Source organism: Blastococcus brunescens (assembly GCF_035320885.1).
GTDB lineage: Bacteria > Actinomycetota > Actinomycetes > Mycobacteriales > Geodermatophilaceae > Blastococcus_B > Blastococcus_B brunescens.
This window is the reverse complement of sequence record NZ_CP141261.1, coordinates 4,072,068-4,094,405: the sequence shown is the minus strand read 5'-3', so window position 1 is coordinate 4,094,405 and position 22,338 is coordinate 4,072,068. Positions and strand designations below refer to the sequence as shown.

The window sequence follows — 22,338 nt, the reverse complement described above, 5'->3', positions numbered from 1 at the left end:
GCCCGGCGCGATCCGGCACGCCGCGCGCTCAGCGCAGGTCCAGCAGGTGCCTGGCCGCGGCGTATCCGCCCAGCCCGCTGACCGCCCCGCCGCGGACGGTCCCACCCGAGGACGCCGCGACGATCCTCGGGTGCCCGGTCGCGACGCCCCAGGTGCCGACCTCGTCCGCGGTCGCGGCGACCGGCCAGGAGAGGTCGCCGTGGAAGATGTGCCCGCCGGGCATCGCGAGGACTCCTCCACGTCGAGGGGTGAGGCCGCCTGCAGGCACAGCTCATCTGCGGCGTCACGGGCGAGGCAGTCCAGCAGCGGCTCCTCGAGGTGCGCGTCGAGCTGGGCCACCACGCGGCGCACCGCCTCCCGGCGCGTGCCCACGGGGTCGGCACGGAAGAGCTCGGCCGGCGTGTGCAGGCCGAACAGCGTCAGCGTGTGGATCCCGGTGGCCCGCTCGACCGGCCCGAGGACGGACGGGTCGCTCAGCGAGTGGCAGTAGACCTCGAACGGGATGACGTCGGGGAGCCCGCCGGCCGCGGCCTGCGCGTAGGCGGCGTCGATCTGGCCGGCCCCTCGTCGACGTGGAAGGTGCCGGCGAACGCGGCCGCCGGATCCGTGCCCGACCGCAGCCGGGGAGGCGCGCCAGCACCATGTTGACCTTCAGCTGGGAGCCGGAGGGGCGGGGGCCCGGGTCGCTGCCGATGAGCTCGGCGAGGACGCTCGGCGCGGCCCCGCAGACCACGTGGCCCGCGTCCACGGCCCGCGTCCCGCCGTCGCCGTCGGTCCAGTGCACGGTCACCCCGGCGGCGGTCGCGTCCACCGCGGTGACGGTGGCGCGGGGAACGATCTCCGCCCCGCCCCGGCGGGCGGCGGCCGCCATGGCGCCGCTGACCGCGCCCATGCCGCCCACCGGCACCCGCCAGCGGCCCGTGCCGTTGCCGACCAGGTGGTACAGGAAGCAGCGGCCGGCCGGTCCGTCGGCGTCGTGCACGTCGGCGAACGTCCCGATCAGCCCGTCGGTCAGCGCGATCCCCCGCACGACGTCGTCGGTCAGGTGGTCGGCGACCACGTCGGCGAGGGCCGTTCCCGGAGGTGGTGCCACAGTTCCGGGTCGCGGAGCCGTGCGGCCAGCTCGTCGGAGGAGAGGAGCGGCTCGGTGAGCGTGGGCGCCAGGTCTTCGGCCAGCGTCGCCAACCGGCCGTAGAACCGTTGCCAGCCGGCGAACTCGGCGTCGGACCCGGTCAGCTGACGGAACGAGGTCGCGGTGGCCGGCCCTCGTCGCGCTCGACCAGCAGGCCCGTGGAGCCACCGTCCCGCCGCGCCGTGGTGTAGGAGGCGACCGCCCGGTCGGCCAGGCGGACGTCGAGGCCGAGGTCGTCGACGATCCGGTCGGGCAGCAGGCTGACCAGGTAGGAGTACGCGGACAGCCGGACGTCGACGCCGTCGAAGACCTGCCGGCTCACCGCCGCGCCGCCGACCTGGGGAGGCGTTCCAGCACCAGGACCGACCGCCCGGCCCGTGCGAGATAGGCCGCGGCCACGAGGCCGTTGTGCCCCCACCGACCACCACGACGTCGTACCGGCTGCGCGTCACCGACGGACGGTACCGAGCCGCCGCTCGCCTCGTCGTGGCACGGTCGCCCGGAGGACCCGGCGAGGAGCAGTGCCACCAGGGGCCGCTCCAGATCCATGGGCCGGGTATCGGCCGCTCGGCACGTTCCGGAACCGATCCGTACGGACCGAGTCCGGCCGGGAAACCGGCACGCGCCCGTGGCCCGCGGGACAGGTGCGGCGCCTGGTGCGGAAACCGGTGGATCGCCATGCCCGGTGAAGCGGAACGGCAAACAAAAAACATCTTTGTCATTGTCACGAGCCGGTCACGGCCGTTACGTTCTGTGTGTCCACCGGGGCGGGCAGTCACTGAACGCGCCACGACCGGACGCCGTCGCGACGGGCCCGCCACAGGGTCCGGACCGGTCAGACGACCCGGCGGGCAGCCACCGAGAACCGACGAAACGGAGAGCGCCGCATCATGGCGTCCCCCTCGGCCGTGCGAACCGCACGGCACCCCGCCGCTCCGCACCGGCCCGCCGTGCCCCCGTCCGCACGGGCGCTCTCGCCCTCCTCGCCGTCGTCGGCTCGCTCCTCGTGACCGTGCCGGCGCAGGCCGCGCCGACCACTTCCGCCCAGGCCGCGCAGCTCGTCGCCGCGCGTGGGCACGAACTCGAGGTCATCACCGAGCAGTTCAACGACGCGCGGGTGGCGCTCGAGACGCAGCAGGAGACCGCCAAGGCTGCCGCTGCCGCGATGGAGCAGGCCACGGCCGAGCTCGCGGTCGCCCAGCAGTCGGTCCGAGGCCTGGCCCGCACGGCCTACACCGGCGAGGGGCTGGGATCGGTCCAGGCACTGCTGACCAGTGAGTCCGCGGACGCCTTCGTCGACCGCATGACCACGCTCCAGTTGGTCGCCGGGCACCAGGGCGAGATCCTCCAGCGCGCCGCCGCGGCGAACGTCGCCGCCGCCCAGGCGCAGGCCACCGCCCTGGAGGCCGCGACCCAGGCCCAGGCGCAATACGACGCGGTGGCCGCGCAGCAGGCCGCGCTCCAGGCGGAGGTCGACAGCTACCAGGCCGCGTTCTCCCAGCTCAGCGCACAGGAGCAGCAGGCCGCCATCGCCTCCCACGGCGACGACCGGGCCAGCCGCTCCGAGGACCGGGTGGCCCCGGCGCCGAGCGCTCCTGTCGTGGCCAACAGCAACGCCGCGCAGATCGCCATCGACACCGCCATGGCCCAGCGTGGCAAGCCCTACGTCTGGGCGGCGGGTGGCCCGAACTCCTACGACTGCTCGGGACTGACCGCCTACGCCTTCCGGGCCGCGGGCATCAGCCTCCCCACTCCAGCCGCGCGCAGTCGCGGATGGGGCAGGCGGTCCCCGCGACCAGCTCCAGCCCGGCGACCTGGTCTTCTTCTACAACCCGGTCAGCCACGTGGGCATCTACATCGGCAACGGGCAGATGGTGCACGCGCCGACCTCCGGCGACGTGGTCAAGGTCGCCCCCTCATGGGCGGCTACAGCGGCGCCCGGCGCATCGCCGCCTGATCCACCCGCTGGAGCAGCCCCCACACGAAGAGCGCCCGCGCCCCCGGCACGTGGATCTCCCAGCAGGTGACGACGCCCGGATCGACGCTCACCGCGCCCGGGAGCCCGACGACGTCGTCCAGCACGTGCTTCCAGACGAGGAGTGCGCCCTCCGCCGCGGGAGGGACGGGGTCCTTCGGCTGATAGCGGGTGTGCCCGGCGTGCGCCTCGGCGCGGCTGGCGCCCAGCCGGGGCAGCGCGGCGGCCACCAGATCGGGCCGGACGTCGGCCATCCTGCGCAGCAGGACCAGGCAGAACTCCCGCCGCGCCAGTCCCCGCACGGTCCCGACCCTGTCACCATGCCCGCCCCTGCGAGGATCGTGGGGTGCTGATCAGCCCGGCCACCGCCGCAGGCATCGCGGACGGTTCGGTCACGCTGGCCTTCCGGCGGTGGGACCGGCCGCGCATGCGGCCCGGGAGCACCCAGCGCACGGGTGCGGGGTGATCCGGATCGACACCGTGGAAGAGATCGATCCCGGCACCCTGGACGAGGACGACGCCCGGCGGGCCGGCATCCGGTCGCTGGCGGAGCTCCAGAGGCTGGTCGACCGCCGGGACGGCGCGCACGTCTACCGGATGACGGTGTCCCTCGCGGGAGCCGATCCGAGGGTGGCTCTGCGTGCGCAGTCCGAGCTGTCCGCGGAGGACCGGCGGGCGGTCGACGAACGGCTGGACCGCTGGGACGCCGCACGGAGCGCGCCCTGGACGAGGCAGGTGCTGCGCCTCATCGCCGAGCACCCGGGTGTCCGGGCACCAGATCTCGCGGCGTCTCTCGGGCGCGAGACGCTGCCGTTCAAGCGCGACGTCCGGAAGCTGAAGGAGCTGGGGCTCACCGTCAGCCTTCCCGTGGGGTACGAGATCTCACACCGTGGGCGCGCGTACCTGGGGTGAGACCTCGGGGAGGATCGGAGCGTGAACCCGAGCACCGTCGCCACCGCGTTCCGCGTCGTCGCCGTCGCCGAGGCCCTCTCCTGGATCGGTCTGCTCATCGGCATGTTCGTGAAGTACGTGCCCGAGACCACCGAGCTGGGCGTGCAGATCTTCGGCCCGATCCACGGCGCGATCTTCGTGGCCTACGTCGTCGTCGCGCTGGTGGCAGCCCGGGTCCTCCGCTGGTCGGCCGGGACGACGCTGCTGGCGCTGGTCGCCTCGATCCCGCCGCTGATGACGATCTGGTTCGAGCGCCGGGCCTCCCGGTCCGGGCAGCTGACCCCGGTCGAGGCCGCCGCCGCCTGACCTGCGCTCAGCCGCCGGGGGTCGCTACGGTCCCGTCATGCCCGAGCCAGTCCTCCCGGCCACCGCCCGCGTCCTGCTGGCACGCACCGCCCGAGCGCAGCGGGAGGGCCGGGCGCCGAGCCTGGTCGCCGGCGTCGTCCGGGACGGCGGGCTGGCGTGGTCGGCCGGCCGCGGCGACGTGCCCGAGCCGCACACCGACGTCCAGTACCGCCTCGGCTCGATCAGCAAGACCGTCACCGCCGTCGTGGTGATGCGGCTGCGCGACGAGGGACGGCTCGGCCTCGACGACCCCTCGACCGGCACCTCCCGGGCACGCCGTTCGGCGACCGCACCGTCGGCCAGCTCCTCTCGCACCTCGCCGGGGCGTCGGCCGAGAGCCCGGGGGCTGGTGGGAGCGCACGCCGGGCGGCGCGCTGGCCGACCTCGGCCTGGGTGCGACCGACGTCGTCCTCGGCGCCGCGCGCCGCTTCCACTACTCCAACGTCGGGTACGGCGTCCTCGGTGAGCTGGTCGCCCGGATGCGAGGGGCGTCGTGGGAGGACGCCGTCACCGCCGAGGTCCTGGCCCCGCTCGGCATGGTCCGCACCACGCCCCGGCCGGCCGCGCCCGCTGCCGAAGGCACCGCCGTGCACCCGTGGGCCGACGTCGTCCTTCCCGAACCGGAGCATCACGCGGGCGTCATGGCCGCCGCCGGCCAGCTGTGGGCAACTCTCGACGACCTGGCCCGGTTCGCCGCCTTCCTCGTCGGCGACACCGGCGACGTCCTGGACTCCGCCACGCTCGAGGAGATGACCGAGCCGGCCGGTGTGGACTCCTCGGCGACGGGGTGGTCGGCCTACGGGCTGGGACTGCAGGTGCTGCGGATCGACGGCCGCACCCTCGTCGGCCATGGCGGGTCCATGCCGGGCTTCCTCGCCGGGGTCTTCGTCGACCGCGAGGAGCGGACCGGCGGGGTGTCGCTCGCCAACACGACCGCCGGGCTCGACGCGGTGGTCTTCGGACTGCTGGCGGACCTGCGGACGGCGGAGCCGCGGATCGTCGAGCCCTGGCGGCCGTCGCCGTCTCCGGTGTCGCTCGACCTGCTCGGCGTCTGGTTCTGGGGTCCCGCTCCGTACGTGCTGCGGGCGTGTGGCGGCGGGACGCTGCACCTGGGGCCGCTGCCCGGCCGCACCGGCCGGGCCAGCCGGTTCGCCGCCCGGGACGGCGGCACCTGGATCGGCCTGGACGGCTACTTCGCCGGGAGACCCTGCGCATCGCCCCCGACCACCTGGACCTGGGCACCTTCGTCTTCACCCGCACGCCCTACGACCCGGAGGCGCCGGTGCCCGGCGGGGTGGACGAGCGCGGCTGGCGGTAGGCGCGGGCGCTGCTCAGGCCGGCGGGTGGAGGCCGGCGGCGTACGAGGGGCCGGGTCCTCCTACTGCTCGATCTCGACCACCATCGCCAGCACCGGTCGGTGTCCCTCCACGACCATCCGGTCGAGCAGCCCGGTGGCGGTGGTCAGCCGGGCCCGCCCGTTGATCCGCAGCGTGCCGGTCCGCCCGGGCAACAGGACGATCAGCCCCACGTGCGAATCGGCCAGGACGTTGCGGTAGCCGTCGGCCCGCCGGTTGCCGGCCCGTTCGGGGACGGCGATCGTGCGGTCGTCGAGGCCGAGCGTGAACCCGGGGGAATCGCCCTTCGGGGAGACGTCGCAGCTGCCGTCGGCCGCGCCGGTCGACACCAGGCAGAACGGCGAGGCGGCCAGCCGGTCCCGGTCGAACTCGTGCAGGGGCGTCCCGTTCCTTGGTCAGCGCCGCCCGTGCGGGCTCACCGAGCAGCTCCCGGAGCTCGGCCTCCGTCGTGATCTCGTCCCCGGCGCGCAGTCTGCGTCTCCCCGTCAGGGGCGGTCGAAGGCGTCCATCGTGGTCTTCACGACGACGCCGTACGCCAGGTGCGGAACCAGGTCGCTGATCCAGTCGGTGGCCGACCAGGTGCGCGGGTCCGTGACGCCCAGGACGGTCATGGGACCGTTCGCGGCGACCAGCACGCCCAGGGTCGTCAACGCCGTGCCCACCGGCTTGGAGGAGCGGTACCCGGAGGCCCGGGCGAGGCCGCCGAGCACGCCGACGCCCACCCCGGCGACCAGGCCCAGCAGCGGGCCCAGGCCCTGGGTGCGGTTCTCCCGCGTCTCGCCGTCCCCGGGGATCTGCACGTGGGCGGTCCGCGCCAGCCGTTCGACGGTGTCCTCGGGCGTGGAGCTCGTCCCACGCCCCGGACGGCCATGTCGAGGTAGGTGACGGCGTTGAGCGCGGTGCTGCCCGCGGCGCCGGCCGCCGCCCCGCGCAGGAGCCAGCCCGCCGTGCTGATGCCCCGCTTGCCCTTGCCGATCGTCCCGATCGGGGTCCGCTTCGCCATGGGTCGTGGCCTACCCGAGGCGGCCTCCGGCACACCGCTTCACGCCGGCTCGCCCCCGGAGGGCGGCCGGCCGCCGGGTCACGACGTGGACCTGCGCCTCGACCGGTCGTCGAGCGCGGCAGCGATCGCCGACAGCACCGCGAGCCGTGCGGCGCGTGCCGCATCGCCGGTCACGGGCGGCGACGTCGGACGGCCCGGCGCGCCAGCAGGCCGGCGGCGCCCAGGAGCAAGACGGCGCCGAGGACGGCGAAGAGCGGCCCCGGGGAGCCGTCACCGGCTGGGCGTCCATGTCGTCCTGCTGGATGGCCGGAGTCGTGGTGGCGCCTGCCGCCGACGGCGGGCTCGGCGTCGACAGCCCGCGGAGTTCGGTCTCGAGTACGGGCGTGAGCGGCACGCTGCCGTCGCAGAGGAGCGAGGCGTACTGGTCGTCGGCCAGCGTGGCGAACCGCGTCCCGCCGAGGTCGGTGGATCGCGTGGCGAAGACGACGTAGGGCCCGTCGCCGGTCAGCTCGAGTCCGCAGGTGGCCCCGGACGCAGGGAGAGCACCTCCTGCGACGTCTGTGCGGTGCCCTTGAACACCGTGTCGACGGCGAACACGTGCAGCGCCGGGTCGGCGCTGCTGACGACCGTGCCCACGGGCTCCTCCCGGGAGACCAGGTGGGCGGTGAAGACGGCGTCGGCCCGCTCGAAGTACTGCTGCGTCGTCTGCGGAACGCAGCTGCAGGCCGATGCCGGAGCCGCGACGACCGAGCCGAGGGCCACGAACAGGCAGCTCAGCAGCAGGGTCGCAGCGGTCCGGCGCACGGTGCCGATCATCCTCCGAACCGGTGCCGGAGCCCAGGGCGCGCTGGCGCGGCCCGCTCGCGAGGCACAGGCTGAGGTGCGTGGACGACGTCGACGCCCGGCTGCAGAGCGCGATCACGGAGCTGCTCGACCAGCGCTGCCCCGAGGCGTCGATCTGCCCCTCCGAGGCGGCCCGCGCGGTCGACCCGGAGGCCTGGCGCGACCTCATGCCCGCCGCCCGCGCGGCAGCCGGCCGGCTGGCGGGGGCCGGCACGGTCGAGGTGACCCAGGGCGGGGCGGTCGTCGACGTGAGCACGGCGCGCGGCCCCGTCCGGGTGCGCCGCCCGCGCTGACGACGGCGCCCCGGGGTGGGCCATGCGAACTCGTGGTGATCAGCTGCTGATGGCCACGAGCTCGCAGGACTCGATCGCCGAGGTCAGTCGCCGGCGGCCCCGCCGGCCGCCCGCTCCAGCAGCGGGCTGACGCGGTGCTCGACGAAGCGGCGCAGGGCCAGGGCGGTGTCGGTGCGCTGCACCCCGGGATGGCCAGCACCTGCTCGGTGATCCGCCAGAGGTCATCGGCGTCCCGGGCCACCACCTCCACCAGCAGGTCGGCCACGCCCGACAGGCCGGTGACCTCGACGACCTCGGGGATGTGTTCGAGCGCCGCGCTGACGTCGGCGAGACTGCGCTGCACCACCTGCACGGTGACGTAGGCGCTGAGCCGGTAGCCGAGGGCCTCCGGCCGCACCCGTCGGTCCAGCGGGGCGAGCATGCCGTTGCTCTCCAGGCGCGCCAGCCGGGCCTGCACGGTGTTGCGGGCCAGCCCCAGCCGCTGGGACAGAGCCATCACGCTCGCGCGGGGTCCTCGCCCAGCGCCAGCAGCAACCGGGCGTCGGTGGCGTCCACATCGGCCATGCTGCTCAGTCTGACATGCATGGACGTCCTCATACTGCGAGTTGTGCGCAACCAGAATGGGGGACCTTGCGCAGATCGTTCCCGGGGTGGTCTTGTCCTCGCACCGGGGGACGTGCCACCATGTGTGAGTGGCGCCACACCCCGGCGCCCCCGACACGTCCACCGACCGCAGTCCGCCGGAGACCCCGGTAGCCGCGGGAGACGGCGAGGAGTAGTCCCGTGACAGCGTTGCGCCAGGCCACCGAGGTGGTCGATCCCGTCCCCGGGGCGTCGGCACCCCATCTCCCGCAGCAGCCGGACCTGATCCAGCTGCTCACCCCCGAGGGCGAGCGGGTCCAGCACCCCGACTACTCCCTCGACATCTCCGACGAGGAGCTGCGCGGCCTCTACCGCGACCTCGCCCTGGTCCGCCGCTGGGACGTCGAGGCGACGGCGCTGCAGCGCCAGGGCGAGCTCGGTATCTGGGCCTCGCTGCTCGGGCAGGAGGCCGCCCAGGTCGGTGCCGGCCGCGCGCTCCGGGACGGCGACATGGCCTTCCCGACCTACCGCGAGCACGGTGTCGCCTGGACGCGGGACGTGGACCCGTTGCACGTGATGAGCCTGTTCCGCGGCGTCGACAACGGCGGCTGGAACCCCGTCGAGCGCGGCTTCAACCTGTACACGATCGTCATCGGCGCGCAGTGCCTGCACGCGACCGGATACGCCATGGGTGTGCAGCGCGACGGTGCCGAGAGCGCGGTCCTGGCCTTCCTCGGCGACGGCGCGACCAGCCAGGGCGAGGTCAACGAGGCGATGATCTTCGCCGCGAGCTTCTCCGCCCCGGTCGTCTTCTTCTGCCAGAACAACCAGTACGCGATCAGCGTGCCGCTCGAGCGCCAGACGCGGATCCCGCTCTACCAGCGCGCGGCCGGCTTCGGCTTCCCCGGCGTGCGCGTCGACGGCAACGACGTCCTCGCCGTCCTCGCCGTCACCCGGGCCGCCCTGCAGGCCGCCCGCGAGGGGCAGGGCCCGACCTTCATCGAGGCGTTCACCTACCGGATGGGCGCGCACACGACCTCCGACGACCCGAGCCGCTACCGGCTGGCCAGCGAGCTCGAGGAGTGGAAGCTGCGCGACCCGATCGCCCGGCTCAAGGCCCACCTCTCGCGCAGCGGTATCGCCGACGCGGACTACTTCGCCGCCGTCGACGCCGAGGGCGACGAGCTGGCGGCGCGCATCCGCAGCGGGACGAACGACATGCCCGACCCGGCGCCGAGCTCCATGTTCGAGCACGTCTACGCCGAGCAGACCCCGCCGCTGGCGGCCCAGCAGGCCGAGTTCGAGGCGTACCACGCGAGCTTCGAGGGGGCGAGCACTGATGGCCGGTCAGACCCTCACCATCGGCAAGGCCCTCAACCTGGGTCTGCGCCGGGCCATGGAGGACGACGCCAAGGTCGTCCTCATGGGCGAGGACATCGGCAAGCTCGGCGGGGTCTTCCGGATCACCGACGGCCTGCAGAAGGACTTCGGCGAGGACCGCGTCGTCGACACCCCGCTGGCCGAGGCCGGCATCCTCGGCACCGCCGTCGGCCTGGCCATGCGCGGCTACCGGCCGGTCTGCGAGATCCAGTTCGACGGGTTCGTCTTCCCCGCCTACAACCAGATCGTCACCCAGGTCGCCAAGATCCACGCCCGCTCCAAGGGCACGCTGGCGATGCCCATCGTGATCCGGATCCCGATGGGCGGCGGCATCGGCGCGGTCGAGCACCACAGCGAGAGCCCCGAGGCCTACTTCGCGCACACGCCCGGGCTCAAGGTCGTGGCCGTGAGCAACCCGGTCGACGCGTACTGGGGCATCCAGCAGGCCATCGCCCATCCCGACCCGATCGTCTTCCTCGAGCCCAAGCGGCGGTACTGGGAGAAGGCCGAGGTCGATCCCGACGCGACGCCGGAGCCGCTGTTCGGCTCCCGGGTCGTCCGTGGCGGGGACGACGTCACCGTCCTGGCGTACGGCCCGATGGTGAAGACCGCGCTCCAGGCGGCGCAGGCCGCCGAGGAGGAGGGGCGCTCGCTGGAGGTCGTCGACCTGCGGACGGTCTCGCCGCTGGACCTGGAACCGGTGTTCGAGTCGGTCCGGCGCACCGGCCGCTGCGTCGTCGTGCACGAGGCGGCCGTGACCCTCGGCCTCGGAGCGGAGATCGCCGCGCGCGTCACCGAGACCTGCTTCCACTCGCTGGAGGCGCCGGTGCTGCGGGTCGGCGGCTACGACACCCCGTACCCGCCGTCGAAGCTCGAGGAGGAGTACCTGCCCGACCTGGACCGGGTGCTCGACGCCGTCGACCGTTCCATGGGGTTCTGAGCATGGCGACCAGACAGTTCAAGCTGCCCGACGTCGGCGAGGGGCTCACCGAGGGCGAGATCCTGCAGTGGCTCGTCGCCGTCGGCGACTCGGTCAGCGTCAACCAGCCGCTGTGCGAGGTGGAGACTGCCAAGGCCGCCGTGGAGCTGCCCTCGCCCTTCGCCGGAACGGTCACCGAGCTCTTGTTCGAGGCCGGCACGATGGTCGACGTCGGGACGCCCATCATCACGATCGACACCGGCGGTGACGGCGGTGACGGCGGTGACGGCGGGGCCGGGGATGCCGCGCCCGCGCCCGCTCCGGCCGGGGACGCCGAACCGGCCGCCGGGCTGATCGGTGGCTCGGCGCCGGGCGGACGCACGGCGGTGCTGGTCGGCTACGGGCCCCGCACCACCGAGGCCCGTCGTCGCCCGCGCCGTACCGACGCTCCTGCTGCCGACCCCGGTGCCACGGACGCCCCGCTTCCCGGCGGCGACTACGGCTCGGGCGGGAGCTCCCATCCGCCACTGCTCGCCACCGCTCCGGACGCCGCGTCCAAGCCGGTCCGCCACGGTGGGCTGGAGGTCGGCCGGCAGGCGGAGGCGCACGCGTTGCGCGGCGAGGCCGCCGCCTCCGGCGGTGCCGCTCCCGGTCGCGGCCGGCAGCGACCACTGGCGAAGCCTCCGGTGCGCAAGTACGCGAAGGACCTCGGCGTCGACCTGACCACCGTCACCGGTACGGGGAGGGCGGCGTCATCACCCGCGCGGACGTCGACGCCGCAGCCGCCGTCTCACCGCTCGCAGACATGGCCGTCTCCGCCGACGGTCGGGGTCGGGGTGGGGAGCAGCGCATCCCGATCAAGGGCGTCCGCAAGCACACGGCGGCGGCCATGGTGGCCAGTGCGTTCACCGCACCGCACGTCACGGAGTTCCTCACCGTCGACGTGACGCGGACGATGAAGCTGCGCGACCGGCTCGCCCGGCGGCCGGAGCTGGCCGGCGTCAAGGTCAGCCCGCTGCTGTTCGTGGCCAAGGCGCTGCTGCTCGCCGTCCGCCGGCACCCGATGGTGAACAGCTCCTGGGACGAGGCGGCGCAGGAGATCGTGGTCAAGGACTACGTGAACCTGGGTATCGCGGCGGCCACCCCGCGCGGTCTCGTCGTCCCGAACGTCAAGGACGCCGACCGGCTCACCCTGCCGGAGCTGGCGCAGGCGCTGGCCGACCTGACCGCCACGGCCCGCGAGGGCCGGACCGCACCGGCGGACATGAGCGGCGGCACGATCACGATCACCAACGTGGGCGTCTTCGGCGTCGACACCGGGACGCCGATCCTCAACCCGGGGAATCGGCGATCCTCGCCTTCGGTGCGGTGCGGCCCATGCCGTGGGTGCACAAGGGAAGATCGTGCCCCGCCAGGTCACGCAGCTCGCGCTCTCCTTCGACCACCGGATCGTCGACGGCGAGCTGGGGTCGCGCTTCCTGGCCGACATCGGTGCGCTGCTGCACGATCCGGGGGCGGCGCTGGCGTTCTGAGCCGTGCTCCTCTGCACGGCCCGGCGGAAGGGGTGCCCATGGACCGGCGTCCGACGTCCCTCGTCCTGCTCCTGCTGTTCGTGCTGTGCAGTGGCATCGCGATCGTGGTGAGCGGCAGCCGGCCCGGGCTCGAGCAGGGGATCGCACCGGCGCTGGCCCAGTTCGTCGGCTACGGGTTCGCGCTGGTGGCGGGGTTGCTCCTCGTCTCCTCGGCGGACGAGAGGAGCGGCCGCCGGGTCGGCGGCGTGGTGCTCGGGGCGCTCGCCGTCCTGGTCCTGCTCGACCTCCTCGCCGCCGACGGGCCGAACATCGGGGCAGGGTTCGTGCAGCTGGTCGGCCTGGTGGTGATGATGGTCGCGACCATCCGGCTCGCCCTCGCGGTCGCCGCGGAGCGCAGCCGGTGACCGATCTGGACGGCGTGCTGGCCTTCGCGGCCCGGTCACGGCTGGCCGGGGGCGGCTTCGGCTACCTCGGCGCTGACGGGCGGGTGCTGCCCGGCCGGCCGGTCGAGACCTGGATCGTCTCGCGGATGACGCACGTCTTCGGGCTGGCCTCGCTGCTGGGCCGGCCGGCGGCCGACGAGCTGGCCGCGCACGGTGTCGCGGCGCTCACCGACGGGCCGCTGCACGACCGCCAGCACGGCGGCTGGCGGTCGAGCACCGGGGACGACGCCAAGACCGCCTACGTCCACGCGTTCGTCGTCCTGGCCGCCGCGACCGCGACGTCGGCCGGCGTCCCGGGCGGCCGGGCGCTGCTCGAGGACGCCCTCGACGTCTGGCAGACCCGCTTCTGGGGCGACGACGAGGGTCTGGCCGTCGAGGAGTGGGACGCCGCGTGGCGGCGGCTGGACGGCTACCGCGGCGTGAACGCCAACATGCACGGGGTCGAGGCGGTGCTCGCTGCCGCCGACGCGCTCGACGACCCCGGAACGGCCGAGCGGCTGCGCGGCCAGGCGCTCCGGGCGACCGAGCGGGTCGTCCACGGCTGGGCCCGGGAGCGGGACTGGCGGCTGCCCGAGCACTTCACGGACCGGTGGGAGCCGCTGCCGGAGTACAACCGGGAACTGCCGGCCGATCCGTTCCGCCCCTACGGCATCACCGTCGGGCACCAGTTCGAGTGGGCCCGCCTCGCCCTGCACCTGCGGTCCGTGACGCCCGATGCCCCATCGTGGCTGCTCGACGACGCCCTCGCCCTGTTCGATGCCGCGGCGACCCGGGGCTGGGCGGCCGACGGCGAGGACGGTTTCCCGTACACGCTCGACTGGTCCGACCGCCCCGTCGTCGGCGCACGCATGCACTGGGTGCTGTGCGAGGCCGTGGCGGCGGCCTCCGTGCTGGTGCGGGTGACCGGCGAGCCGCGCTTCCAGGAGCTGGCCCGCCGGTGGCGGGAGCACGGCGAGCGCCGCTTCGCGGACCCGGCCACGGGCAGCTGGCACCACGAGCTGACCCCGTCCGGCCAGGTCGCCTCGGGCACCTGGGCGGGCCAGCCGGACGCGTACCACCTGGCCCAGATGCTGCTGCTGGACGGCCGCCCGGTGCGCGGCAGCGTGGCGGCCGCCCTGTCCTGACCTGCTCGTTCAGGTGTCGGGCAGCGCCCAACGGGGTAGGCGGTGCGCGATCGAGTTCGCGACACAGAGGAGCAGACCGTGGCCAGCGTGCAGGAGTCCGTCGACGTCGACGTACCCATCCGGGTCGCCTACGACCAGTGGACGCAGTTCGAGTCGTTCCCCCAGTTCATGGGTGGGGTGGAGCGGATCACCCAGCTCGACGACACCCACACCCACTGGGTCACCAGCATCGACGGCGTGAAGCGTGAGTTCGACGCCGAGATCACCGAGCAGCACCCCGAGGAGCGCGTCGCCTGGACCAGCACCAGCGGCGAGGCGAAGCACGCCGGGGTGGTCACCTTCCACCGGCTGGACGACGCCAAGACCCGCGTGATGATCCAGATCGACTGGGAGCCCGAGGGCCTGGTCGAGAAGGCCGGCGCGGCGCTCGGCTTCGATGACCGGCAGATCAAGGCCGATGCGAAGAAGTTCAAGGAGTTCATCGAGAGCCAGGGGACCGAGACCGGCGCCTGGCGCGGGGACGTCGAGCGCCCCAGCTGAACACCTACGCCCCAGTTGATCATCGGCTGCGTGGCCGCGACACGGTAGAGCACGCCGACGCGGCGGACACGTGGACGATGATCAACACTGCAGCGGTGCCGGACGAACGGCGCCCGTCCCGCACGAGGGGACGGGCGCCGTCGTCATTCCGCGTCGAGGTCCTGGGCGACCAGGCCGGCGATCCGGTCCACCGCGGCCTGGTCCTCGCTGGTCACCACGACGTCCATGCCCTGCTTCGCGCCGAGCGTCATGATCATCAGCGGGGAGCCGGCGTCGACCGGCGCGCCTCCGACCGTGGCCAGGGTGACTGGGACGCCGGCCTTGCCGACCGCCTCGGCGATCAGTGCTGCGGGGCGGGCGTGCAGGCCCACCCGGGACCCGACGGATACGGTCTGACTGGGCATGGTTCCTCTTCTCGCTGCTGGGACGGGGGACGGGTCGGAGATGATGAGCGGGAGAGCGCCGCTCACGCGCGGGCCGGCACGTGGCCGGGGGTGTGGGCGTGCTCGAGGTCGACGGCGTCCTCGGGGGCGTCGTCGGCGTCGCTGCGGCCGATGCTCTTGGCGATGGTGACCGCGAGGCCGCCCACGACGGCGCCGATGGCGATCGCCAGCAGCCACAGCAGGACGTTGCTGATCGCGAAGAACACGAACACCCCGCCGTGCGGAGCCCGCGCCTCGATGTCGAGGACGGCCACGATCGCACCGGTGGTTGCGCCGCCGAGCATCATCGACGGGATCACGCGGACCGGGTCGGCGGCGGCGAAGGGGATGGCTCCCTCGGAGATGAACGAGAGGCCGAGCAGCCAGGCCGCCTTGCCGTTCTCCGCTCCGCGGGCGTGTAGAGCCTCGACCGGACCGCGGTGCTGAGCGCCATGGCCAGCGGCGGCACCATCCCGGCGGCCATCACGGTCGCCATGATCACGAAGGAGCCACTGGTCTCCGAGGCCAGCCCTGCGGTGGCGAAGAGGTAGGCCGCCTTGTTGACCGGTCCACCCAGGTCGAAGCACATCATCAGGCCGAGGATGATCCCGAGCAGGATGGCGGAGGACCCGCTGAGGCCGTTGAGCCAGTCGCCCAGGCCCTCGAGCGCTGCGGCCAGCGGGCGGCCGAGCAGCATCACCATGATCCCGCTGGAGACCAGCGTGGCCAGCAGCGGGATGATCACCACCGGCTGCAGCCCGCGGACGCCGGCCGGGAGCCGCCAGCGGCTGATCCACAGGGCGACCAGGCCGGCGAGGATGCCACCCACGAGGCCGCCGAGGAAGCCGGCCCCCACGGTCAGCGACACCGCGCCGACGACGAAGCCGGGCGCGATCCCCGGGCGGTCGGCGATGGCGTAGGCGATGTACCCGGCGAGGGCGGGGACCAGGAAGCCGAACGCCGCCTGCCCGAGGACCGTGCAGACCGCACCCAGGTAGCCGAGGATCCCGAAGCGGAGCTCCTCGGTGCTCTCGCCCACCGGGAGGTCGAACAGCGAGTTGTTCAACACCCAGCTCAGCGCGTAGCTCTGCCCCTCGACGTCCGGGTTGCCGGTGACGATCTGATAGCCGCCGAGCGCGAAGCCCAGGGCGATGAGCAGTCCGCCGGCCGCGACGAACGGGATCATGTAGCTGACACCGGTGAGCAGCCAGCGACGGATCTCGGTGGCGGTGCCCGGCCGTCCCGCGGCGCCGGACGACGCGGCGGCGGTGGCCGCGGTACCGGGCACCCGCCGGGCGTCGGGGTCATCGGCGGCGGCCAGGGCCTCGCGGATCATGACGTCGGGCTCGTTGATCGCCCGCTTCGTGCCGCTCTGGACCAGGGGCTTGCCGGCGAACCGGCTCTGGTCCCGCACGCCCACGTCGACGGCGAAGATCGCGGCGTCGGCGGCCCGGATGACCGCCGGGTCGAGCGGGGTGGACCCCGAGGAACCCTGCGTCTCGACGTGGACGTCCACCCCGGCGGCCTTGCCCGCGGCGGCCAGCTTGTCGGCGGCCATGTACGTGTGCGCGATGCCCGTCGGGCAGGCGCTGACGACCACGATGCTCTTCCGGGCGGCCGGCTCCGCGGCCGCCGCCGGGGCCGGCGCAGCAGCGGGAGCCGCGGCGGTCGCCCCGGCAGGTGCGGCCGCGGGTGCGGGGAGACGACCTCCTCGACCAGCGCGACGATCTCCTCGTCCGAGGCCGCCGACCGCAACGAGGCCACGAACTCCGGCCTCACCAGCGCCCGGGCCAGCGCGGTCAGCAGGGTGAGGTGGTCGGCGTCGCCGTGGGCGGGGGCGGCGATGAGGAAGGCGAGGTCCGCCGGGCCGTCCGGAGCCCCGAAGTCGACCGCCGGTTCCAGGCGGGCGAAGGCGAGCGACGCCTCGGTGACGGCCTCCGAGCGGCAGTGCGGGATGGCGATGCCGCCGGGCAGGCCGGTCGCCGCCTGCGCCTCGCGGGCCAGGACGTCGGCCTGCAGCGCGTCGGCGTCGATGGCCCGGCCGGCGGCGGCGACGAGTTCGGCCAGCCGGCGGACGACCGCGGCCTTGTCGGCCCCGAGGTCGGCGTCGAGCGCGACCAGGTCCGGAGTGATCAGTGCGGGCATGGGTCCTCTCCCGGAGGAGTCAGAGGGCGTCCCGGCCGGCGGCCGGGACGGGGGTGGTGGGAACGGAGCTGCCGGGGAGCCCGGCGATGACCCGGACGGCGGGACCGTCCACCTGGGCCGGGGTGGGGACGGCGGATCCGGGCAGCGACGCGCTCGCCGCTCCGTAGGCGACCGCGGTGCGCAGCCGTTCGGCGGGCGCCGCGTCCGCGAGCGAGGCGAGGACGTACCCGGCGAGGCTGCAGTCCCCGGCGCCGACCGTGCTGCGGACGGCGACCTCCGGCGGCCGGGCCGACCAGAGCTCACCGGCGACCGTGGAGAGCACCGCGCCGTCGCCCCCAGCGTGAGGAGCACCTCCGGGATCCCGCGGTCGTGCAGGGACCGCACCGCCGCGAGCAACGCGTCCGGGTCCCGCAGCAGGTCGTCCTCGGACACCCCGGCCAGCTGGGCCAGCTCCTCGGCGTTGGGCTTGAGCAGGTCGGGTGCCGCGTCGGGCCCCGCGGCCAGCAGCGCGAGCAACGGCGCCTCGCTGGTGTCGACGGCGATGCGTGCCCCGGTGTCGCGCAGCGAGCGGACCAGGCCGGCGTACCAGTCGGCCGGGGTCGACGGGGGAGGGAGCCGGAGAGCACCACCCACTGCGCAGTGGCCGCGTGCCCGTGCAGCACGCCGGTCAGCGCCGTCCGGGTCGCGTCGGTCAGCGGGGCGCCGGGCTCGTTGAGCTTCGTGGTGGTGCCGGCGGGATCGACCAGCGTGTAGTTCGTGCGCACCGGTGCCTGGACCGGCACGGTGGCCAGCTCGAGGCCGAGTCCGCGCAGCGCCGTGACGATCGGGTCCGATGCCGCCGCCGGGAGGATCGACACCACGTCGCCGCCGGCGGCAGCGACCGCCCGGGCCACGTTGACGCCCTTGCCGCCGGGCTCGGTGCTGCTGCCGGCCAGCCGCACGATGCCGCCCTCGGTGAGCGACGCCGGCAGGTCCAGCGTGCGGTCAAGGCTCGGGTTCGCGGTGAGGGTCACCACCCGCCCGGCCTTCCGCGGCGCGGTCATGCGATCACGACCTCGACGCCGGCCTTCTCCAGCTCGGCGATCACCTCGGGATCGGCTCCTCGTCGGTGACCAGGACGTCGACGTCCTCGATCGCGGCGAAGCGGACCAGGTGCTCGCGGCCCAGCTTGCTGCTGTCGGCCAGGACCACCACGCGCTGCCCGGCGCGCACCATCGCCCGCTTGACCGATGCCTCGGCGTCGTCGGGTGTGGTGAAGCCGTGGTCGGGGGCGATCCCGTTGGCGCCCAGGAAGGCGACGTCGACGCGGAGCTCGGCCAGGGCCCGGACCGTCGCCTCACCGACTGCGCACTGGGTGACGCCCCGGACCCGCCCGCCGAGCACGTGCAGCAGCACGCCGCCGGTGACCGAGAGCCGGGAGGCGATCGGTACCGAGGAGGTGACGGCGAGCAGCCGGCGGTCGGGGGAGGAGCTCGGCGAGGGCGGCCGTCGTCGTGCCGCCGTCCAGGACGATGCTTCCCTCCGCGCCGGGCAGCAGGCCCAGCGCCGCCGCGGCGATCGCCCGCTTCTGCTCGCTGTGCGAGCGGTACCGCTCGCCGAGCCCGGGCTCGACGAGGGTCAGCGCCCCGCGGGCACGGCCCCGCCGTGCACCCGGCGCAGCATCCCGGCCCGCTCGAGGACGGCGAGGTCGCGGCGGACGGTCTCGGTCGTGACGCCGAACTCCTCCGCCAGGGCCGTGACGGCGAGCCGGCCGCGATCGGCCACCAGCGCTGCGATCGCCTGCTGGCGTTCCTCGGGGTAGAGCACGACTGTCCTCCGACCGGTCCGCTGGAGTGTCCGAATATGTTGCTTTGACGTTGTGCTTGTGTTGTTTTACGTCTGTTCCGTTGACAAGTCAACAGCAGTTCGTGACTCTGGTCACCGCGAGCCCCGGCGGCTCCGCTTCTCCGCCCCACTCCGCAGCGAGGTCCCTCATGTCGAGCACCGTCTCCCCGCCCGCGCCTGTCGAGCCCGCCGTCCTCACCGGCACGCCCGTGGTCCCGGGAGCCGCCGTCGGACCGGTGGTGCGGCCCTCCGGCACGATCCGCCTGCCGGCCGACGACGGCGTCGAGGTCCCCGAGGCCGACCGGGACGTGGAGGCGGCGAGGTACGGCGCGGCCGCCGAGGTGGTGGCCGGGCGACTGTCCGCCCGCGCCGCGGCAGCGACGGGCGTGAGTGCCGAAGTGCTCAGCACCACCGCCGGGATCGCGGTGGACCGGGCGCTGCGCACCGCGGCCGAGCAGCGGATCGCGGCGGGTGCGCCGGCGGCGGTCGCGGCGATGGCGGCCGCGCAGCAGTTCATGGACATGTTCGCGGCGCTCGGCGGCCTCATGGCCGAGCGGGTGCCGGACGTGCGCGACGTCCGCGACCGGATCGTCGCGGAGCTCACGGGCCAGGGAGAACCGGGCATCCCCGCGCCCGACGTGCCCTCGGTCCTGCTCGCCGACGACCTCGCGCCGGCCGACACGGCCGGGCTGGACCCCACCCGGATCCTCGGCCTGGCCACCCGGCTGGGCGGGACGACGAGCCACACCGCGATCATCGCCCGCCAGCTCGGCCTGCCCTGCGTCGTCGGCGTCGGCGGCCTCGACGGCGTCCCCGCCGGGGCCAGGGTGCTGATCGACGGCGAGCAGGGGACGGTGACCGTGGAGCCGGACCCCGAGGAGGCGCGGGCGCGGGTCGACGCCGCGCGGCTGGCCGCCCGTGCGCTGGCCGGCTACCGCGGCCCCGGCCGCACCCGGGACGGGCACGTCGTCCAGGTGCTCGCGAACGTCCAGGACGGGGCCGGCGCCCGCGCGGCCGTCGACGCCCACGCGGAGGGTGTCGGGCTCTTCCGTACCGAGCTCGCCTTCCTGGGGCGGGCCGAGGAGCCGTCGGTCGAGGAGCAGGCGACCGGCTACGCCGATGTCCTGGCGGCGTTCCCGGGCCGGAAGGTCGTCGTCCGGACGCTGGACGCCGGGTCGGACAAGCCGCTGGCCTTCGCCACGCCGCCGGACGAGGCGAACCCGGCGCTCGGGGTCCGTGGCCTGCGGGTGGCCCGCCGGGACCCGGGGCTGCTCGAGCGCCAGCTCGACGCCGTCGCGGAGGCGGCCGAGCGGACGGCGTCCACGCCGTGGGTGATGGCACCGATGGTGGCCACCGTTCCGGAGGCCGCCGGCTTCGCGGCCGCCGTGCGCGCCCGCGGACTGGTGCCCGGTGTGATGATCGAGGTGCCCTCGGCTGCGCTGCACGCCGAGCGGCTGCTGGCGCACGTGGACTTCTTGTCGATCGGCACCAACGACCTGTCGCAGTACGCGCTCGCCGCCGACCGGCTCTCCGCCGAGCTCGCCGAGCTCACCGACCCGTGGCAGCCGGCACTCCTCGAACTCGTCGCACTGACCGCTGCCGCCGGCCGCCGTGCCGGGAAGCCGGTGGGCGTGTGCGGAGAGGCGGCCGCGGATCCGCTGCTGGGCTGCGTCCTCGTCGGGCTGGGCATCAGCTCGCTGTCCTGTGCCACGTCCGCCGTGGCGGGGTCGGCGCCCGGCTGTCGACCGTGGACCTCTCCTCGTGCGAGCGCGCGGCGGAGGCGGCGCTGGCCACCGATGACCCGCAGGCGGCCCGTGCGGCTGCCCGGGGAGCGCTTTCCAGGTGACGACTCTCACCCCAAATGGTGAGAGAACTTCGGCCAGGCTTCAGTTCTACCTCTGATTCGTCGGAATACAGTGATGTCAGCCTGCATTGCTAAGGGTGTAGGCGATCCACTCCGATGAAAGAGGCACCAGAGATGAGCAGCGTGACGACCCGGTGGCAGCAGCGTCGGCAGGCCGCGCGCACCCGCCGGGCACTGAGCCAGGCGCTGGCCCGCACGAGCAGCCCGGCGATGCGCGACGAGCTCCTCACCCTCGCCAACCGCTGACCCGACGGCGGCTCCGGCCGCCTCCCGTGGCGCGGCCGTGCGGCCCGGTCCGGCGCGACCCCGACCTCCCTCGGAGGCCGGGGTCGTCTGCTGTCCGGGCCCGGTGACCGGCGATCGCCGGCCGGACGACTCATCAGTGCAGGGCGTGGACGACCGCGTGCCCCTTCCCGCGGCTCATCAGTGCCCGGTTGATGGGGAGCGTGACGACGAACGCCACGGCGAGCGCTCCCGCCAGTGATGCCCAGAAGACGACGCCGCCGATGCCGGCCTCCATCGCTCCGGGGACGGTCAGCATCACCGCGTTGTCGACGAGCTCCATGACGGCGATCGATACGGTGTCGGCGGCCAGGGCGACCCGCACGGCGGCGCGGAACGGCAGCCCGGCCCGCAGGACACCCCGCATGGTCAGGGCGTAGCCGAACAGGAACGCCAGGGCCACCGCGAGAGCCACCGTGGCCGCGTCGTGCCACCCGAGCGAGGTGCCGATGATCATGCCGAGCACCTCGCCGATCGCGCAGCCCGTGAGGCAGTGAAAGGTGGCCTGTCGGGCGGCCGCCCAGGAAACCCGTCGCAGTGTGCTGTCATGCTGGTGCGGTGCGTGTGCGGATCCGGTCTGCATGGGGATCTCCTCGGACTGGTCTTACCCCCGGGGGTATGTGGCCTCCGGTGTACTCCGCTGCGCCCGGCGATGCAAGGGCCCGGAACGTCGGAGGCGTGCCGGAGCCTCCCCGTGCGCCGCGACGCCGCCGTCCCCCAAGGGGTCATCGTGCTCAGGTTCTGCCCCGCTCCTGCCGTACCTCCATGCGTGCATCTCGCAGGGACGGCGACCAGCGCCGGCGCGCCCGCCGCACGGCGGAGCGCCCCGGCGCCATCGGCGACCCAACCGGTCGGGGACTCGCGATGACCGCGCCGGTCGCCGAGCCGCGCGAGACCTCGGGCGCGACCACCGGTGGCCTGCTGCGCTACATCCGCACCACCGCCGGTCCAGCCGCCGTCGACGAGCTGCTGGAACGCTCCGGCGTCCCGTACACGGCCGAACAGCTCGAGGACCAGTCGCTCTGGTGGAGCTACGAGACGCGCATCCGGCTGTTCGCGGCCGCCACGGACGTCATCGGTGACCCCACCTGATGTTCAAGGTGGGCGCGGCCGCGCTGCACAGCGGCCTGGCCAACTCGATGGTCATCCTGCTGCGCGCGATGGGCACCCCGCGCCAGGTCTTCCGGCAGCTGCCGCGCGCCGTCGCGAAGTTCAGCACCACGTCGACCATGGAGATCCTCGAGGCGACGGGGACGGCCGCGAGCATCCGCTACACCCTGCACGAGGGCTACGAGCACTCCCGGCTGGACTGCATCTATGCCCAGGGACTGATCAGCACCGTGCCGACCATCTTCGGTCTGCCTGCGGCTCGCATCGAGCACGG

The 22,338-nt window shown here is 74.2% G+C and carries 31 protein-coding genes and 5 pseudogenes; 16 read left to right on the top strand and 20 right to left on the bottom strand.

What is annotated here, in order from left to right; genetic code table 11:
- Positions 1-28: 28 nt before the first annotated feature.
- The 5 genes from U6N30_RS27520 to U6N30_RS27500 are packed head-to-tail and all read right to left on the bottom strand — an operon-like array spanning position 29 to position 1,681.
- Positions 29-223: a hypothetical protein gene (locus U6N30_RS27520; protein WP_324274770.1), complete on the bottom strand. Its 195-nt coding sequence runs from the start codon at positions 221-223 to the stop codon at positions 29-31.
- Between the two features lie 60 nt (positions 224-283).
- Positions 284-1,060 carry an FAD-dependent oxidoreductase gene (locus tag U6N30_RS27515; protein WP_324274769.1) on the bottom strand — a complete coding sequence of 259 codons (777 nt, stop codon included), beginning with the start codon at positions 1,058-1,060 and terminating at the stop codon, positions 284-286.
- Positions 1,042-1,185, bottom strand: a complete 144-nt coding sequence (locus U6N30_RS27510) for a hypothetical protein (RefSeq protein ID WP_324274768.1) — start codon at positions 1,183-1,185, stop codon at positions 1,042-1,044. The genes U6N30_RS27515 and U6N30_RS27510 overlap by 19 nt, the downstream gene beginning before the upstream one ends.
- Before the next feature lie 47 nt (positions 1,186-1,232).
- On the bottom strand, positions 1,233-1,454 hold the full coding sequence (locus U6N30_RS27505) for a hypothetical protein (RefSeq protein ID WP_324274767.1): 222 nt from the start codon (positions 1,452-1,454) through the stop codon (positions 1,233-1,235).
- A complete protein-coding gene (locus U6N30_RS27500) occupies positions 1,451-1,681 on the bottom strand; it encodes an NAD(P)-binding protein (RefSeq protein WP_324274766.1) in 231 nt (76 codons plus the stop codon). The genes U6N30_RS27505 and U6N30_RS27500 overlap by 4 nt, the downstream gene beginning before the upstream one ends.
- On the opposite strand from U6N30_RS27500, the pseudogene U6N30_RS27495 reads away from it, so the two are divergent.
- A pseudogene (locus U6N30_RS27495) lies at positions 1,680-3,159 on the top strand (C40 family peptidase). The gene U6N30_RS27500 and the pseudogene U6N30_RS27495 overlap by 2 nt on opposite strands.
- Here the strand turns inward: U6N30_RS27495 and U6N30_RS27490 are convergent.
- Positions 3,059-3,409 (bottom strand): hypothetical protein, encoded by a 351-nt coding sequence (locus U6N30_RS27490; RefSeq protein WP_324278619.1) that lies wholly within the window; start codon positions 3,407-3,409, stop codon positions 3,059-3,061. The pseudogene U6N30_RS27495 and the gene U6N30_RS27490 overlap by 101 nt on opposite strands.
- A 178-nt stretch (positions 3,410-3,587) precedes the next feature.
- Between U6N30_RS27490 and U6N30_RS27485 the strand changes: the two genes are divergently transcribed.
- From U6N30_RS27485 to U6N30_RS34735, 4 genes and pseudogenes are all read left to right on the top strand, one after another.
- A complete protein-coding gene (locus U6N30_RS27485; protein WP_324274765.1) occupies positions 3,588-4,019 on the top strand; it encodes a hypothetical protein in 432 nt (143 codons plus the stop codon).
- Positions 4,020-4,040: 21 nt separating this feature from the next.
- Positions 4,041-4,364 (top strand): DUF3817 domain-containing protein, encoded by a 324-nt coding sequence (locus U6N30_RS27480; protein WP_324274764.1) that lies wholly within the window; start codon positions 4,041-4,043, stop codon positions 4,362-4,364.
- Between the two features lie 37 nt (positions 4,365-4,401).
- A complete protein-coding gene (locus tag U6N30_RS27475; protein WP_324274763.1) occupies positions 4,402-4,869 on the top strand; it encodes a serine hydrolase domain-containing protein in 468 nt (155 codons plus the stop codon).
- 13 nt (positions 4,870-4,882) lie between these two features.
- Positions 4,883-5,545, top strand: a pseudogene (locus U6N30_RS34735) (serine hydrolase domain-containing protein); the annotation flags it as partial.
- Between the two features lie 236 nt (positions 5,546-5,781).
- Here the strand turns inward: U6N30_RS34735 and U6N30_RS34730 are convergent.
- Together U6N30_RS34730 and U6N30_RS27465 are read right to left on the bottom strand one after the other, a co-directional pair.
- A complete protein-coding gene (locus U6N30_RS34730) occupies positions 5,782-6,087 on the bottom strand; it encodes a pyridoxamine 5'-phosphate oxidase family protein (RefSeq protein ID WP_422677989.1) in 306 nt (101 codons plus the stop codon).
- 156 nt (positions 6,088-6,243) lie between these two features.
- Positions 6,244-6,558: a hypothetical protein gene (locus U6N30_RS27465; protein ID WP_324274761.1), complete on the bottom strand. Its 315-nt coding sequence runs from the start codon at positions 6,556-6,558 to the stop codon at positions 6,244-6,246.
- 358 nt (positions 6,559-6,916) lie between these two features.
- Here U6N30_RS27465 and U6N30_RS27460 point away from each other — a divergent pair, with 358 nt between their 5' ends.
- Complete coding sequence (locus U6N30_RS27460; protein ID WP_324274760.1) at positions 6,917-7,252, top strand: hypothetical protein; 336 nt, start codon at positions 6,917-6,919, stop codon at positions 7,250-7,252.
- Positions 7,253-7,265: 13 nt separating this feature from the next.
- Here the strand turns inward: U6N30_RS27460 and U6N30_RS27455 are convergent, their stop codons facing one another.
- Complete coding sequence (locus U6N30_RS27455) at positions 7,266-7,565, bottom strand: hypothetical protein (RefSeq protein ID WP_324278618.1); 300 nt, start codon at positions 7,563-7,565, stop codon at positions 7,266-7,268.
- On the opposite strand from U6N30_RS27455, the pseudogene U6N30_RS27450 reads away from it, so the two are divergent.
- Positions 7,490-7,831, top strand: a pseudogene (locus U6N30_RS27450) (DUF3253 domain-containing protein); the annotation flags it as partial. The gene U6N30_RS27455 and the pseudogene U6N30_RS27450 overlap by 76 nt on opposite strands.
- Here the strand turns inward: U6N30_RS27450 and U6N30_RS27445 are convergent.
- Positions 7,770-8,318, bottom strand: a complete 549-nt coding sequence (locus U6N30_RS27445) for an Lrp/AsnC family transcriptional regulator (protein WP_324278499.1) — start codon at positions 8,316-8,318, stop codon at positions 7,770-7,772. The pseudogene U6N30_RS27450 and the gene U6N30_RS27445 sit on opposite strands and share 62 nt — an antisense overlap.
- Before the next feature lie 362 nt (positions 8,319-8,680).
- Here U6N30_RS27445 and U6N30_RS27440 point away from each other — a divergent pair.
- From U6N30_RS27440 to U6N30_RS27410, 6 genes and pseudogenes are all read left to right on the top strand, one after another.
- A pseudogene (locus tag U6N30_RS27440) lies at positions 8,681-9,718 on the top strand (thiamine pyrophosphate-dependent dehydrogenase E1 component subunit alpha); the annotation flags it as partial.
- A 100-nt stretch (positions 9,719-9,818) separates the two neighbouring features.
- Complete coding sequence (locus U6N30_RS27435; protein ID WP_324274759.1) at positions 9,819-10,799, top strand: alpha-ketoacid dehydrogenase subunit beta; 981 nt, start codon at positions 9,819-9,821, stop codon at positions 10,797-10,799.
- Between the two features lie 2 nt (positions 10,800-10,801).
- Positions 10,802-11,725, top strand: a complete 924-nt coding sequence (locus U6N30_RS27430; protein ID WP_324278498.1) for a biotin/lipoyl-containing protein — start codon at positions 10,802-10,804, stop codon at positions 11,723-11,725.
- Positions 11,668-12,714: a 2-oxo acid dehydrogenase subunit E2 gene (locus tag U6N30_RS34725; protein WP_422678152.1), complete on the top strand. Its 1,047-nt coding sequence runs from the start codon at positions 11,668-11,670 to the stop codon at positions 12,712-12,714. Before U6N30_RS27430 ends, U6N30_RS34725 begins: the two co-directional genes overlap by 58 nt.
- On the top strand, positions 12,711-13,877 hold the full coding sequence (locus U6N30_RS27415; protein WP_324274758.1) for an AGE family epimerase/isomerase: 1,167 nt from the start codon (positions 12,711-12,713) through the stop codon (positions 13,875-13,877). Before U6N30_RS34725 ends, U6N30_RS27415 begins: the two co-directional genes overlap by 4 nt.
- 78 nt (positions 13,878-13,955) lie before the next feature.
- Complete coding sequence (locus U6N30_RS27410) at positions 13,956-14,417, top strand: SRPBCC family protein (RefSeq protein WP_324274757.1); 462 nt, start codon at positions 13,956-13,958, stop codon at positions 14,415-14,417.
- A gap of 143 nt (positions 14,418-14,560) precedes the next feature.
- Here the strand turns inward: U6N30_RS27410 and U6N30_RS27405 are convergent, their stop codons facing one another.
- From U6N30_RS27405 to U6N30_RS27375, 8 genes and pseudogenes are all read right to left on the bottom strand, one after another.
- A complete protein-coding gene (locus U6N30_RS27405; RefSeq protein WP_324274756.1) occupies positions 14,561-14,821 on the bottom strand; it encodes an HPr family phosphocarrier protein in 261 nt (86 codons plus the stop codon).
- Between the two features lie 62 nt (positions 14,822-14,883).
- A complete protein-coding gene (locus U6N30_RS27400) occupies positions 14,884-15,159 on the bottom strand; it encodes a hypothetical protein (RefSeq protein ID WP_324274755.1) in 276 nt (91 codons plus the stop codon).
- Positions 15,156-16,397 (bottom strand): PTS fructose transporter subunit IIC, encoded by a 1,242-nt coding sequence (locus U6N30_RS27395; RefSeq protein ID WP_324274754.1) that lies wholly within the window; start codon positions 16,395-16,397, stop codon positions 15,156-15,158. Before U6N30_RS27395 ends, U6N30_RS27400 begins: the two co-directional genes overlap by 4 nt.
- Before the next feature lie 209 nt (positions 16,398-16,606).
- Positions 16,607-16,984: pseudogene (locus tag U6N30_RS27390) on the bottom strand (PTS sugar transporter subunit IIA); the annotation flags it as partial.
- Between the two features lie 19 nt (positions 16,985-17,003).
- On the bottom strand, positions 17,004-17,306 hold the full coding sequence (locus tag U6N30_RS34720) for a PfkB family carbohydrate kinase (RefSeq protein WP_422677988.1): 303 nt from the start codon (positions 17,304-17,306) through the stop codon (positions 17,004-17,006).
- Positions 17,284-18,027 (bottom strand): 1-phosphofructokinase family hexose kinase, encoded by a 744-nt coding sequence (locus tag U6N30_RS34715; RefSeq protein ID WP_422677987.1) that lies wholly within the window; start codon positions 18,025-18,027, stop codon positions 17,284-17,286. Before U6N30_RS34715 ends, U6N30_RS34720 begins: the two co-directional genes overlap by 23 nt.
- A gap of 40 nt (positions 18,028-18,067) precedes the next feature.
- Positions 18,068-18,409, bottom strand: coding sequence for a sugar phosphate isomerase family (locus U6N30_RS27380; protein ID WP_324278496.1), 342 nt, complete (start codon positions 18,407-18,409; stop codon positions 18,068-18,070).
- A gap of 192 nt (positions 18,410-18,601) precedes the next feature.
- On the bottom strand, positions 18,602-18,790 hold the full coding sequence (locus U6N30_RS27375; RefSeq protein ID WP_324274753.1) for a DeoR family transcriptional regulator: 189 nt from the start codon (positions 18,788-18,790) through the stop codon (positions 18,602-18,604).
- Positions 18,791-18,957: 167 nt separating this feature from the next.
- Between U6N30_RS27375 and U6N30_RS27370 the strand changes: the two genes are divergently transcribed.
- Together U6N30_RS27370 and U6N30_RS27365 are read left to right on the top strand one after the other, a co-directional pair.
- Entirely contained in the window at positions 18,958-20,676 is a 1,719-nt protein-coding gene (locus U6N30_RS27370; protein WP_324274752.1) for a putative PEP-binding protein, read from the top strand.
- 110 nt (positions 20,677-20,786) lie between these two features.
- Complete coding sequence (locus tag U6N30_RS27365; RefSeq protein ID WP_324274751.1) at positions 20,787-20,918, top strand: hypothetical protein; 132 nt, start codon at positions 20,787-20,789, stop codon at positions 20,916-20,918.
- Positions 20,919-21,051: 133 nt separating this feature from the next.
- On the opposite strand, the gene U6N30_RS27360 is transcribed toward U6N30_RS27365, so the two are convergent.
- A complete protein-coding gene (locus U6N30_RS27360; RefSeq protein WP_324274750.1) occupies positions 21,052-21,537 on the bottom strand; it encodes a DUF4396 domain-containing protein in 486 nt (161 codons plus the stop codon).
- A 281-nt stretch (positions 21,538-21,818) separates the two neighbouring features.
- Between U6N30_RS27360 and U6N30_RS27355 the strand changes: the two genes are divergently transcribed.
- Positions 21,819-22,046 carry a hypothetical protein gene (locus tag U6N30_RS27355; protein ID WP_324274749.1) on the top strand — a complete coding sequence of 76 codons (228 nt, stop codon included), beginning with the start codon at positions 21,819-21,821 and terminating at the stop codon, positions 22,044-22,046.
- On the opposite strand, the gene U6N30_RS27350 is transcribed toward U6N30_RS27355, so the two are convergent.
- Positions 22,027-22,221, bottom strand: coding sequence for a hypothetical protein (locus U6N30_RS27350; RefSeq protein WP_324274748.1), 195 nt, complete (start codon positions 22,219-22,221; stop codon positions 22,027-22,029). The two genes, U6N30_RS27355 and U6N30_RS27350, sit on opposite strands and share 20 nt — an antisense overlap.
- Positions 22,222-22,338: the final 117 nt, after the last annotated feature.

What these genes read in the sequence shown, in the direction of transcription:
- U6N30_RS27520 (WP_324274770.1), bottom strand. Translation starts at nt 223, where the DNA reads ATGCCCGGCGGGCACATCTTCCACGGCGACCTCTCCTGGCCGGTCGCC.
- U6N30_RS27500 (WP_324274766.1), bottom strand. Translation starts at nt 1,681, where the DNA reads ATGGATCTGGAGCGGCCCCTGGTGGCACTGCTCCTCGCCGGGTCCTCC.
- U6N30_RS27475 (WP_324274763.1), top strand. Translation starts at nt 4,402, where the DNA reads ATGCCCGAGCCAGTCCTCCCGGCCACCGCCCGCGTCCTGCTGGCACGC.
- U6N30_RS27445 (WP_324278499.1), bottom strand. Translation starts at nt 8,318, where the DNA reads ATGCTCGCCCCGCTGGACCGACGGGTGCGGCCGGAGGCCCTCGGCTAC.
- U6N30_RS27435 (WP_324274759.1), top strand. Translation starts at nt 9,819, where the DNA reads ATGGCCGGTCAGACCCTCACCATCGGCAAGGCCCTCAACCTGGGTCTG.
- U6N30_RS27430 (WP_324278498.1), top strand. Translation starts at nt 10,802, where the DNA reads ATGGCGACCAGACAGTTCAAGCTGCCCGACGTCGGCGAGGGGCTCACC.
- U6N30_RS34725 (WP_422678152.1), top strand. Translation starts at nt 11,668, where the DNA reads ATGGTGGCCAGTGCGTTCACCGCACCGCACGTCACGGAGTTCCTCACC.
- U6N30_RS27405 (WP_324274756.1), bottom strand. Translation starts at nt 14,821, where the DNA reads ATGCCCAGTCAGACCGTATCCGTCGGGTCCCGGGTGGGCCTGCACGCC.
- U6N30_RS27395 (WP_324274754.1), bottom strand. Translation starts at nt 16,397, where the DNA reads ATGGCCGCCGACAAGCTGGCCGCCGCGGGCAAGGCCGCCGGGGTGGAC.
- U6N30_RS34715 (WP_422677987.1), bottom strand. Translation starts at nt 18,027, where the DNA reads ATGACCGCGCCGCGGAAGGCCGGGCGGGTGGTGACCCTCACCGCGAAC.
- U6N30_RS27370 (WP_324274752.1), top strand. Translation starts at nt 18,958, where the DNA reads ATGTCGAGCACCGTCTCCCCGCCCGCGCCTGTCGAGCCCGCCGTCCTC.
- U6N30_RS27365 (WP_324274751.1), top strand. Translation starts at nt 20,787, where the DNA reads ATGAGCAGCGTGACGACCCGGTGGCAGCAGCGTCGGCAGGCCGCGCGC.
- U6N30_RS27360 (WP_324274750.1), bottom strand. Translation starts at nt 21,537, where the DNA reads ATGCAGACCGGATCCGCACACGCACCGCACCAGCATGACAGCACACTG.
- U6N30_RS27355 (WP_324274749.1), top strand. Translation starts at nt 21,819, where the DNA reads ATGACCGCGCCGGTCGCCGAGCCGCGCGAGACCTCGGGCGCGACCACC.
- U6N30_RS27350 (WP_324274748.1), bottom strand. Translation starts at nt 22,221, where the DNA reads ATGCTCGCGGCCGTCCCCGTCGCCTCGAGGATCTCCATGGTCGACGTG.